At 64.4% G+C, this 309-nt stretch carries 1 protein-coding gene; it reads left to right on the top strand.

The features are described from left to right. On the top strand, nucleotides 1-309 hold a 309-nt coding region (locus tag AUL30_RS19985; RefSeq protein ID WP_407638295.1), incomplete at both ends, for an outer membrane protein.

Here is a 309-nt window from a genome sequence, read left to right as displayed (position 1 = left end):
CTCCTCCTTCATCGGTTCCAGCGATGACGGCCAGGCTTCGTTCATCGGCGGTGGTCACGTCGGTTACGACTACCAGATGGGCAACTTCCTCATCGGTGCCGTTGCCGACCTGAGCTACATCGACGCCTCGACCTCGTCGTCCTACACGCTGCCGGGCTCCACGACGGTGTTCGGCGCCACGCAGGAAATCGACTATGTCGGTACCGTCCGCGCCAAGCTCGGCTACGCTGCTGACCGCTTCGCCGTCTACGCGACGGGTGGTCTGGCCTATGGCGACACCAGCAACAGCTACCTCGGCGGCACGACGGC

It is taken from the genome of Aureimonas frigidaquae, assembly GCF_001463905.1.
Lineage (GTDB): Bacteria > Pseudomonadota > Alphaproteobacteria > Rhizobiales > Rhizobiaceae > Aureimonas > Aureimonas frigidaquae.
The sequence above is the reverse complement of the archived record's forward strand: the minus strand, read 5'-3'. Positions and strand labels throughout refer to the sequence as shown.